Annotated in this window: 9 protein-coding genes; 3 read left to right on the top strand and 6 right to left on the bottom strand. The window is 49.6% G+C overall.

The window, feature by feature from the left end:
- Positions 1-33: 33 nt before the first annotated feature.
- Complete coding sequence (locus tag QET93_RS01700; protein WP_280133037.1) at positions 34-738, bottom strand: cytochrome c3 family protein; 705 nt, start codon at positions 736-738, stop codon at positions 34-36.
- A gap of 42 nt (positions 739-780) precedes the next feature.
- Positions 781-2,043: a Gfo/Idh/MocA family oxidoreductase gene (locus QET93_RS01695; protein WP_280133036.1), complete on the bottom strand. Its 1,263-nt coding sequence runs from the start codon at positions 2,041-2,043 to the stop codon at positions 781-783.
- Between the two features lie 187 nt (positions 2,044-2,230).
- Between QET93_RS01695 and QET93_RS01690 the strand changes: the two genes are divergently transcribed.
- Positions 2,231-2,401, top strand: coding sequence for an entericidin (locus QET93_RS01690; protein WP_280126147.1), 171 nt, complete (start codon positions 2,231-2,233; stop codon positions 2,399-2,401).
- A 58-nt stretch (positions 2,402-2,459) separates the two neighbouring features.
- Here the strand turns inward: QET93_RS01690 and QET93_RS01685 are convergent, their stop codons facing one another.
- The 3 genes from QET93_RS01685 to QET93_RS01675 form a co-directional block, all read right to left on the bottom strand.
- The gene (locus tag QET93_RS01685; RefSeq protein ID WP_280126148.1) at positions 2,460-3,329 is read right to left on the bottom strand and encodes an FAD:protein FMN transferase; all 870 of its coding nucleotides are present in this window, start codon (positions 3,327-3,329) and stop codon (positions 2,460-2,462) included.
- A 166-nt stretch (positions 3,330-3,495) separates the two neighbouring features.
- Complete coding sequence (locus tag QET93_RS01680) at positions 3,496-4,734, bottom strand: LL-diaminopimelate aminotransferase (RefSeq protein WP_280133035.1); 1,239 nt, start codon at positions 4,732-4,734, stop codon at positions 3,496-3,498.
- Positions 4,735-4,827: 93 nt separating this feature from the next.
- A complete protein-coding gene (locus tag QET93_RS01675; protein ID WP_322190063.1) occupies positions 4,828-6,111 on the bottom strand; it encodes a trypsin-like peptidase domain-containing protein in 1,284 nt (427 codons plus the stop codon).
- A 435-nt stretch (positions 6,112-6,546) separates the two neighbouring features.
- Here QET93_RS01675 and holA point away from each other — a divergent pair, with 435 nt between their 5' ends.
- Positions 6,547-7,644: a DNA polymerase III subunit delta gene (holA, locus tag QET93_RS01670; RefSeq protein WP_280133033.1), complete on the top strand. Its 1,098-nt coding sequence runs from the start codon at positions 6,547-6,549 to the stop codon at positions 7,642-7,644.
- A gap of 13 nt (positions 7,645-7,657) precedes the next feature.
- On the top strand, positions 7,658-9,532 hold the full coding sequence (mnmG, locus tag QET93_RS01665) for a tRNA uridine-5-carboxymethylaminomethyl(34) synthesis enzyme MnmG (protein WP_280133032.1): 1,875 nt from the start codon (positions 7,658-7,660) through the stop codon (positions 9,530-9,532).
- 132 nt (positions 9,533-9,664) lie between these two features.
- Here the strand turns inward: mnmG and ribD are convergent, their stop codons facing one another.
- Complete coding sequence (gene ribD / locus QET93_RS01660; RefSeq protein WP_280126153.1) at positions 9,665-10,723, bottom strand: bifunctional diaminohydroxyphosphoribosylaminopyrimidine deaminase/5-amino-6-(5-phosphoribosylamino)uracil reductase RibD; 1,059 nt, start codon at positions 10,721-10,723, stop codon at positions 9,665-9,667.
- Positions 10,724-10,801 lie beyond the last annotated feature (78 nt).

Below are 10,801 nucleotides of genomic sequence, written 5' to 3'. Positions count from 1 at the left end.
GCTGGAATAAAATCGATAAGTGTCAGTTAAAAATCAATGATGGCACGTCGTGCAATTGCTGGAAGGAGCAACAATCCAACGCTTTTGCAATAGAGGGCTCAAATGGTTGGGATCCGTCAATTTCAATCCATTGCCGATCTTGATGTCGTGGTTTTGAAGGTACTGTGCTGGGTTATACGACGGATTGGCAATTTCCTCAAGCGGACGCAAACGCCGGGAAGGATTACGATGGCATTCCGTACACCATTTCATTCCCCGATTTCGCGATGTCCCGACCCTGTCCATCCGGGCAATGTCATCGTGACATTCCGTACATCCCACACCGCGCGTCACGTGGGCAACATGGCTGAAATAGGCGTGCCCGGCAAGGCGGTTCACCGCCACCCAGGGAATCGGCATGCCCGTATATTCCGGATAATCGGGATCCGCCGCCCGGCGGATCGGTTCAATCAGCGGGCTGTCGGACAAAACGTGCCGATGACAATTCATGCAGGAAGACGCCGGTGGGAGTCCTGCCTGGGGAGAAATAAACGCGCCGGTATGGCAGGCGGCACAATCCATACCCAGCTTGCACACATGCGTCTTGTGAGAAAACTCCACAGGCTGCTGGGGTGCATACGGTGCCGGATAAAAATTTTGCATGTAAATGCCGGCAACAATGATAGCTACCGCAACGGCCGTCCACAGCGCCGCCAAGCGGACGCACCGCCGAAGATCGGAAAAGTTGGAAGAAGACATGAGGAGAGAGGAATCAAGGTACTTGAAAATCGAAAAAACGGTTTATCCCCGTCCAGGTACTGGTATTTTAGCCGGAGGTAAAGTTGTATCCATCGTCAAATTTTCGGGAACGAGAACCTGGCTGTCCTTCTGGATATCATCCCATGAAATACGGCGACCGGAGAGGGCGGCATTGCGCCCCATGATAGCTACCAGCGTCTTTGTCGCAGCCTGTTCGAGCGTCTGCACCCACTCTCCATTCCGTAGGTATTTATAGAAAGCCACATGCGTATTAGCATACATATTTGTTCTCTCTCCGCGGTAACGCCAACGTTTAGCAGACTGGATATGAGGACGATAGGGAGTTGCCAAAATACCTTGCTCGCAAAACGTACGATCGGAAATTTCACTGTGGCATCCGACCCACTGCCGGCATGAAATATGGCCGATCACATCATGATCGTATTCAAAATGGACATCGTAATGATCCCATACGTCACCGTCATCGGTACGCTGGGCACGACCGCCGGAACCAAAGGCAGCCAGAGGCGGCCGATCTTCCATCGACCACATCATGCCATCGATGGTATGGATCACCTGTTCCACAAACTGCCCTCCGGAAAGCCAATACCAAGCCGTCCAGTTGCGTAGTGCCCAGGAAACATCCGATTCTTGCGGTGGACGGGAATCCAGGGCAAGGGGCGACTTGGGAGGCGTTGTGTAATACAACCCGTCAAAGGAAAGTACACGTCCTAGTTTACCTTCCTGAAGCCAGGTCCGGGCAGCTTTGTTAGCATCGTCATACCTCCAGCAAAAGCCGTCCAGAATAACTAGATTCCTGTTTTTGGCCGCACGGGCCGACTCCATTACCGACAACACTCCGGGGACATCCACTGCAATAGGTTTTTCCACATAAAGATGTTTGTTGGCCGCCACTGCCGCAGCCAGATGCAAAGGACGGAATGCAGGGGGCGTACACAGCAAAACAACATCCACCGGCTCAGCAAGCAATTTCTGGTAGGCATCAAGCCCTACAAACCGCCTGGACGGCTCGGCCTGCATGCGGCCGCCGTACTGCTCTTTCACTAGGTTGGCTCCAAAATCCACACGTTCCTGAAAAGCGTCCGCCAAAGCCCAAACGACGGTGTCGGAATCGGCATCCAGCGCATTGCGGATAGCTCCCAGCCCACGTCCCCCGCATCCAATCAAACCGATTTTCAAGACTTTTGTCGGAAAAGCCTCCTGGGCCCGGACTACATGGGGCGCAGCCAATAAAAAACCTGCCGTACCTGCAGCGGTTTTCAAAAAGCTTCGTCGTGGGATCATGTTCTCGGACTTCATCGTTGAATTATCTTCTTTTGAGAATACACACTCAAAGGAAACAATCCAGAAGACAATGCCTCATAATTCCTCTTCCCTGCGACATAACGCCACGAAAATATCCATTTCTATGCCTCCCGATTTTTCGGAAACAATTTTTGAGCAAAAAGGCACGATACAACGTCTATCCTGCATGATGAAGTCCATTCTAAACATCGGCCTCGTCGCTGTAGCGGCGGTCTTTTTGTCAGCTTGTAACACCGTTGGCGGCGTCGGCAAAGACGTCAGTTCCGTAGGCGATGCCATGGGACAGGCAGCCAAGGACACGAGCAAAGCTATCGACAAGGGAGTCGATAGCATGTAATGCATGACATACCTACCACGCCTTCGGGCACATACAAAACACAACACGCTCCGGCCAATCATGGCACAGGGGCGTTTTTTGCATCGTCGTGGAACCGTATCTCAACTTCAGGAAAATGCTTCGCAACAAGCCGGGCTCCTTTTTCACCCAGAGCCGAACAGGCCGTTGACAAAGCATCCGCACAAGTGGCAGTAGGAGCCAGGACGGTTACGCTTCCGGCTCGGATACTTCCCAAGCCTGTCTCCGGATCAATGACGTGGGAATAAACCGTGCCTGATACAAGCACGTGCCGATACATAGCACCGGACGTCGAAACGGCCTCTCGCTTCAAAGGACGTAAAAAAACTTTCCCCTCCTGATCCAGAGCAACCCTCCAACCGGGTTGACCGGGAGGAGGATCTCCTACCAGAACATCGCTTGTGCTGGAAACACAATATGACGACACTCCTTCTTTCTCCAGAATTCGTCCCATGGCGTCCACTGCCATTCCCTTTCCGATGCCACCCAGGTCAATCCGCATTCCCGGAACCGTTTTGCATGCCCTGGTACCGTCCAGAACGAGCTTGCGGAAACCTGAAGCTGCCCGGGCCTTCTCCAGCGTCGCAACATCCGGAAGTTGTTTTCTACTGCCAGCTCGTCTCCATAGACGGATACAAGGACCTAAAGTAGGATCAAAAGCACCCCCGGTTTTTTCCGCATAATACAAAGCGGTCTTCAAGACAGAAGATAACTCTGGAGAAAGAGGAAAAAACGTTCCATGTGGAACACGGTTGAAAGAAGCAAGCTCGCTTCTTTCATCCCGTGAGGAAAGAAGACTCTCAAGCCGTTTACCTTCGCCAAAGGCTTTCTTGCAGGCACGGTCAGCCTGCTCTACAGATGAAACATACACCCGGATGGTGAACAGGGTTCCCATCATTGGCTGTTCCATTTTGAATTCCCTCAGCCGGGGCTCATGCTCTTTTGCGGAAGGAACATCAGAAAATTCTCCCCCTGCCCCGCTATCCTCGTCCTCTCCATCGCAAGACAGCACGGAAACTAAGGCAGTAAGAAAAGCAACGGGCAAAATGCTCCATCGTGCAAGGCGGAAACCCTTCTTATGCGAAAAGTTTCTGCACGCGGCGGCAAACTTCTTCCACATTGTCCCGGGAGTTGAACGCCGATACACGGAAATATCCTTCTCCTTTGGAACCGAATCCGGCTCCCGGAGTAATCACAACGTTGATATCATGAAGCATTTTGTCGAACATTTCCCAACTGCCAAGGCCGGGCGGGCATTCGACCCAGACGTAAGGGGCATTCCTCCCTCCCCATACACGCAATCCGACTTTGCTGAAAGCGTTACAAAGCATTTCGGCGTTGCAGAGGTAATGATCTATCAAGCCATTCGTCTGGCGGATACCATCAGCACTGAACAGGGCTTCCGCTCCGCGCTGGACGATGTATGAAGCACCGTTGAATTTAGTGCAATGACGACGGCGCCAAAGGTTCTGCACGGGAACGGGCTTACCTTGAGAATCCCTGCCCATAAGCTGGTTGGGAATAACAATATAACCGCACCGTACACCGGTAAAACCACCCTGCTTGGAGAAAGAACGAAACTCAATGGCACAGTCTCTTGCTCCCGGAATTTCGAATATGGAATGAGGAATGCCCGGTTCACGAACAAAAGCTTCGTACGCGGCATCGAAAAGCAGGATTGCATCATTGGCACGCGCATAGCCTACCCACTTGGCAAGCTCGTCTTTCGTTGCGACAGCACCCGTCGGATTGTTCGGGAAGCACAGATACACTAAGTCCACACGTTCCTGCGGAAGTTCGGGAACAAAATTGTTCTCTGCCGTACAGGGCAAATAGATAAGTCCTTCGTAGGAACCATCCGGACGGGAGTTTCCCGTATTGCCGGCCATAACATTGGTGTCCACGTAAACCGGATAGACTGGATCCGGAACGGCAATGCGGTTATTGCCGCCGAAAATGTCCAAAATGTTACCCGTATCGCATTTGGCTCCGTCCGAGACAAAAATTTCATCCTTGTCGACTGCAACGCCAAGAGGCTTGAAAGCTTTTTCCGCAATGGCGGAACGCAACCACTCGTATCCCTGTTCCGGACCATAGCCATGGAAAGTTTCTCGGGAGGCAAGATCATCAACAGCTTTGTGCATAGCTTCAATGGCTGCCATAGGCAAGGGCTCTGTCACATCTCCAATGCCGCATCGAATCAAACGCGATGCCTCGTCCGGATGTTCCTTGGCAAAGACATTGACTCTTCGGGCGATTTCAGGGAACAGATATCCGGCCTGCAATTTCAAGAAATGATCATTGATAAAAGCCATATGCCGATCCTCTACAAAAAACAGCCTCCCCTCAAGCCCTATATGGGTCTTATAGAGAACAATTACAACATGGAAACGAACTGGATGACTACCTTAAAAATAACTTTTTCCAGTATTTTTGGAAGAAGTTCCCTGCACAGTATTATCCAACTGAAGTTTGAGACGGAACATGCGATTATTGCGAACGAAAAAGATGACGACAGGAGCTTTTTTCAATTTATTATCCAATTCTTTTACAGAGTTGATTTCCTGCCCATCGACGCTGAAAATAAAATCCCCGGCTTTTAATTCACTCTCAAGGTTTTTATGTTCATTTGACATTGCCTTCACTTCCTCGATCACGATTCCTTTAACACCGGATGTTCTCTCCACCAGGGAAAGATCACGCGCGGTAATGCCATTGCGGACTAGAATTGAATCATTATTCAACTCCAATTCCTTCGTCGTATCGTCGAGAGTAATTTTAGCGGATAGTTTACGTCCCTGGCGCCAGACGACAAACCTGATCGTATCCCCTCCCTGCAGGGATTCCAATTCCCGGAGCAATTCCTTAGCCTCTTCGATCTTGTTTCCGTTACATTCAAGAATGACATCCCCAATCTGCAATCCGGCCTTTTCGGCTGGAGAATTGTAACGAATGGAATTGATAATAGCTCCATCCTTATCCTGATAATGGATGAAATTTTTGAGACCCTGTGAGGATTCGACAAAGTCAATCCCAAGATAACCACGCATTGGACGGCCATGCTCGCAAATCTGTTTGAATGCCTGAAGAACGATATTGGACGGTATGGCAAACCCTAGTGTTCCACCCGAAGAAATACGGCCGGAAAGAATGGAGGAATTAATGCCAATCATCTCTCCATAAATATTAATGAGAGGTCCTCCGGAATTGCCTTGATGAATGGTGGCATCGGTCTGGATGTAATTGATACCTACACTGTTAAACTTCCTATCGCGTCCGCTGACAATTCCCTGAGTCACGGTCTTAGCCCAACCATAGGGTGTACCAAGTGCCATGACAATCTGGCCTGTTTTCACTTCGTCACTGTTACCAAAAGGTATAGGCTGCAAATCCTTTTGCAGATCGATTTTTAAAACAGCTATATCCAGTAGCTGATCCACCCCGATCACGCGAGCCGTCGTTACTTCACCATCCCCAAGAATTGCCTGGATGTATGATTTGCCTCTAATGACATGGTAGTTGGTAATGATATGTCCCTCCTTGGAAACAATCACTCCGGATCCCTGGGCCCTACTGACAATATGACTTCCTATCCTTCCGTCCTCGTTATTGCTTCTGTAGCCGACGTCACTGGATCCGGTCGCTGAAATAGTCACCAGAGACTGGGAGGCAAAAGAAGATATTTTGGACATTTCGCGATCCAATTCACTCAACACTGGAACATCTCCATCGGAAAAGAAAGCCCCTGTCTTGATGCTGTACGTCTCTTTCTGGAATGCATCTACAATAGACTCTCCCTCACGGAACCATCTCCAATAGAGTATGCATCCCAGCAATATGACACTAAAGAGACAGAGAGCCAATAACGAACGTTTCCATGGATGCGACATCATGCGGAAAACAAATTTGCAGAATTGCTTGAAAACGCAAGAAGCGAATCCTTCAACATGGAGAAATTCTTTTCTTGCGCGAAAACAATTTCAAAAAATAACCGTTATTTTGCCTTTATTGTTATTCTATCGGTCTCCTACCTCGTCTTTCGGAGATTCATTCCTACAAAAAATGAAAAAATTAATCCGTACCCGGAGTTGACCCACCCTGCCCTCTCCCATTAGACTGACATCCGAATGGCTCAGGACACCCAACATATCATAACTATCTTCGGGAGCGACGAAGGACTCGTTTCCCAACATGCTTCCGAGAGGTTTGCCCGCTTGTCCGAAGGCACCAATACATTCTCCCATGAAATCATCGACGGTAACGCTCCGGATGCAGATTCCGCCGCTTCTATTTGTTACCAAATACGGGATGCTATCCAGACAGTTCCATTCTTTCCCGGATTAAAAATCGTCTGGCTCAAGGGAGCCAACTTTCTGGGAGATTCCGTCACAGGCCGGGCAGAAGCCACTGAAAAAGGCCTTCAAACACTCTCCGACCTCATTTCAGGCGGCCTTCCGGACGATGTTTGTCTTCTCGTCTCGGCCTTCGAATTCGACAAACGTCGGGCATTTAACAAATTGCTTCTCAAATCCGGATCGTCGGAAGAATTTTCCAAGCCCGACATTACCCAAAGCGGGTGGGAAGAACAAGTTGCCGTTATCGCAGGAAATGCCGCTCAAGAGCGCGGTCTTGTTTTCGATCGCGACGCACTTGATATCTTCGTTCATCGCGTCAGTGAATCGTCCAGACAAATTATTTCTGAAATTGAAAAAATCGATATCTATCTCGGCCAGGAACGCAGAACGGTAACCGAGCAGGATATCCGCAATATGGTTTCTCAAACACGCACGGGTATTGTCTTTGAAATCTCACGGGCCATTGAATCGGGAAAAGTCTCAGAAGCAATACAACTTATTGATTTTCAATTAGAAAAAGGAGATCAGGCCGTAGGAATCATTCGTGCAGCCTTCATCCCTGCCCTGCGTAGCATGATCGCTGCCAGAATTATTTGCGACACTTATTCCCTGAATCCCTCCTTCAAAACGGAATTCTACCGGAAGATGGAATCCATCCCTCCCTACGCTCAGAAACTCATCCCTCTCAAAAAGGACGGAACACCGAATTATTACTCTGTTTTTCTCGCTGCCCAAAAACTCGGTAAAAAAACATTATCCAAGCTCAAAAAGAACCTTTACGAATGTCTCCAGGCGGACAAATCACTCGTTTCTTCCTCTCTGGATGCACAACTGGTGCTCCATCGGCTTGCAATTTCCCTCGCTTCCTGATTGAGTTCTGGACGTGAACGTACCTGATCTTCCCGAATTCGACGTCTTGGTTGCCGGAGCCGGACATGCCGGCATCGAAGCAGCGCTTGCCGCATCTCGCCTGGGATGCTCTGTCGCCCTGCTCACTCAGAATCTGGATACAATCGGGCAAATGTCCTGCAACCCTGCCATTGGAGGACTAGCTAAAGGACACATCGTTCGAGAAATCGATGCCCTGGGAGGAGCCATGGCACTCAACACGGACGCTACCGGTATTCAATTCCGCATGCTCAATGCTTCCAAAGGACCGAGCGTTCGTTCCCCCCGTGCCCAATGTGATAAAGCCGCTTACAGGATGCGCATGAAATGGGTGTTGGAAAACGATCCGAACATCCGCATCTTCCAAGGAATGGCGGATCAGATCCTTGTCGATTCAGAGTCGCGCGCTACCGGTATCATGACCAGCCTCCAATTTGCCATCAAGGCTAAAGCCGTCGTCATTTGCTCCGGCACGTTCATGCAAGGCCTCCTCCATGTCGGTCTCAACCATTTCCCCGGCGGACGCCTCGGCTGCGCACCCAGCGGATTGTCCCGACATTTGAAAAAACTCGGCTTCATCGTCGAACGCCTGAAAACAGGCACTTCGCCGCGCATCAACGGCAACTCCATTAATTTCAATGTTTGCGATATCCAGGAAGGAGATGAACCACCACCTCTTTTTAGCTTCCTTTCTCACACGAGACTTCACCGTACGACGGAACCGTTCAGCACGCTTAATACATGGGCCGATCCCGGATTTTCCTTGCACCAACGTTCTTGCTGGATCACCTACACGAATACAAACACACACGACATTATCCGGGATAATCTTAATCAAAGCCCTTTGTACAGCGGTATCATCGAAGGGATCAGTCCTCGCTATTGCCCGTCCATAGAAGACAAAATCGTTCGCTTTGCCGACAAGGACAAACACCAGGTATTCATCGAACCGGAGGGCAGGGATACATCGGAATTCTATCTGAACGGCGTCTCGACATCTTTGCCTTATGCCGCCCAATGTGCATTCATACGCACTATCCCGGGCCTTGAACATGCTCAGTTGATTCGTCCGGGTTATGCTGTCGAATACGACTTTTGTCCACCGACACAACTTCATCCGTCCCTGGAAACAAAAATCGTCGAAAACCTTTACTTCGCCGGGCAAATCAACGGTACATCCGGCTACGAAGAAGCCGCTGCCCAAGGACTCATTGCCGGCGCCAATGCTGCCTTGAAAGTTCGTGGAGAATCCCCCCTCATCCTGAAACGCGACCAGGCCTATATCGGAGTCATGATCGACGACCTCGTCACTAAAGGCACACAGGAACCTTACCGGATGTTCACAAGCCGGGCGGAATTCCGCCTCCTCCTTCGCCAGGACAATGCAGACATCCGCCTCACCCCCATTGCCGCTTCCATAGGACTCGTCAATCGGGATCGCAAACAAGCCGTCGAAGAAAAAATAAACGCCATCAACTTAGGTACGGAAACCGTTCGAAATCTCAAATATGACGGAATACCACTTGATCTATGGCTCAAGAGAACTGGCAACGACTGGAAAAACCTCCCTCCGGAATTGACAGAAATGTTCCACGTGGAACACTGGGAACATATCGCTACGGAAATACAGTATGAAGGTCATATCGTTCGGCAGATCCGGCAGGCGGAAAAAATCAACAGGATGGAGGACAAACAAATCCCATCGGATATCGACTACGAACATGTCCATGCCCTGAAGAAGGAAGCTGTCCTCAAACTCTCATCGATTCGCCCGGCGACAATTGGACAAGCCACTCGCATTCCCGGCATCACTCCGGCAGATATTGCGCTCCTGCTCGTATGGCTGAAAAAGGAACATCGACAGGATTAACAATTCCCAGTCTTTGTTCTTCGCACAGTTTTCTACGCCGTTTCGGTTTTATCAATAGATATCAACCGGAACAGGGCAGGGGGGAGTATCCGGCTTTTCCGTCGGTATATATCACAAATAGTGCAGAATAAATCAGGATCTATACCGTACAAGACCACGGATACAGACATCAGGACCATACATGGTACAATCCGTTTCCTCAAGAAAAGCCTCCTCCTTCAAAAACTCTTCTCCAGCAACAGCCATGGCATGTCCTCCCAGTATCATGGGAGCGTAAAAACCGATCCACTCATCTACCAATTGATGTTGCAATAAGGTTCGTACAAGATTTCCTCCGGCTTCAACCATTAATACGGAGACATCGTATTTCTGGTATATTATTTTCATAAGTTTTTGATAATCAATAATATTTTCAAAAACAACCGTTCTGTCCGCAAAATTGTCCGTAAAACAACAGGCTCGTGAGGGTAGGGATTTACGGTCACGTGTTACAATCATTCTCCATGGTTGCTCTTTCTCACAAGACACGGCTCTGTCAGGCGTTCGTATGGTAAAGGCAGGATTGTCGACCCTGACGGTTTCTCCCCCTGTTAAAATAGCATCGGCTTCGCTTCTCAACGTGTGGACGTAATTTCTGGCTGCCTCAGAAGTCAGCCATTGGGATTTGCCCGGCATTCTGGCAATACGTCCATCCAGACTTGCAGCCGTTTTGACGACAACCCACGGCATCCCTGTTTTTATTGTTTTGGTAAAAGGGCGAATCAAACGCCGGCATTCCTCTTCCATGACACCGTGTTCCACAACGATTCCGTGGATGGCCAGCAGTTTGTCCGCTGCTCCGGCATGTTTGGGATTGGGGTCTTGCGTACCATAAACAACCCGCTTCACGCCATATTCTAAAATAGCATCTGTACATGCAGGAGTACGTCCGGACGTACTGCAAGGCTCCAAAGTCACATAAAGTGTCGATTGAGGTAGAAGAGATGCGTTTCCGCGCTTCAACGCATCGGCAAATGCTTCGCGCTCGGCATGCGGCATTCCGGCTTTTCGGTGGAACCCTTCTCCAATGGCTTGACCGTTGGAAACGAGAACTGCTCCTACGGGAGGATTGGGGCTAGTCATTCCCACTCCGTTTCGTGCCAAAGAAAGAGCGTGAGACATCCAATGGCAATCCTGAGCGGTAAAAAGCATGACGGAAATATACCCCAGATTGTCCCTTCACACAATGAGGTTCTTTTCCACAAGAAATAGATAGATCTTATCTATATA

It is taken from the genome of Akkermansia sp. N21116 (genome assembly GCF_029854705.2).
Taxonomy (GTDB): domain Bacteria; phylum Verrucomicrobiota; class Verrucomicrobiia; order Verrucomicrobiales; family Akkermansiaceae; genus Akkermansia.
This window is presented reverse-complemented; position numbering and strand designations above follow the sequence as displayed.

Bases quoted from the DNA above. Each gene is read 5' to 3' on its own strand.
- QET93_RS01700 (WP_280133037.1), bottom strand. From the start codon at position 738: ATGTCTTCTTCCAACTTTTCCGATCTTCGGCGGTGCGTCCGCTTGGCG.
- QET93_RS01695 (WP_280133036.1), bottom strand. From the start codon at position 2,043: ATGATCCCACGACGAAGCTTTTTGAAAACCGCTGCAGGTACGGCAGGT.
- QET93_RS01690 (WP_280126147.1), top strand. From the start codon at position 2,231: ATGATGAAGTCCATTCTAAACATCGGCCTCGTCGCTGTAGCGGCGGTC.
- QET93_RS01685 (WP_280126148.1), bottom strand. From the start codon at position 3,329: ATGGAACAGCCAATGATGGGAACCCTGTTCACCATCCGGGTGTATGTT.
- QET93_RS01680 (WP_280133035.1), bottom strand. From the start codon at position 4,734: ATGGCTTTTATCAATGATCATTTCTTGAAATTGCAGGCCGGATATCTG.
- QET93_RS01675 (WP_322190063.1), bottom strand. From the start codon at position 6,111: ATGTCCAAAATATCTTCTTTTGCCTCCCAGTCTCTGGTGACTATTTCA.
- holA (WP_280133033.1), top strand. From the start codon at position 6,547: ATGGCTCAGGACACCCAACATATCATAACTATCTTCGGGAGCGACGAA.
- ribD (WP_280126153.1), bottom strand. From the start codon at position 10,723: ATGCTTTTTACCGCTCAGGATTGCCATTGGATGTCTCACGCTCTTTCT.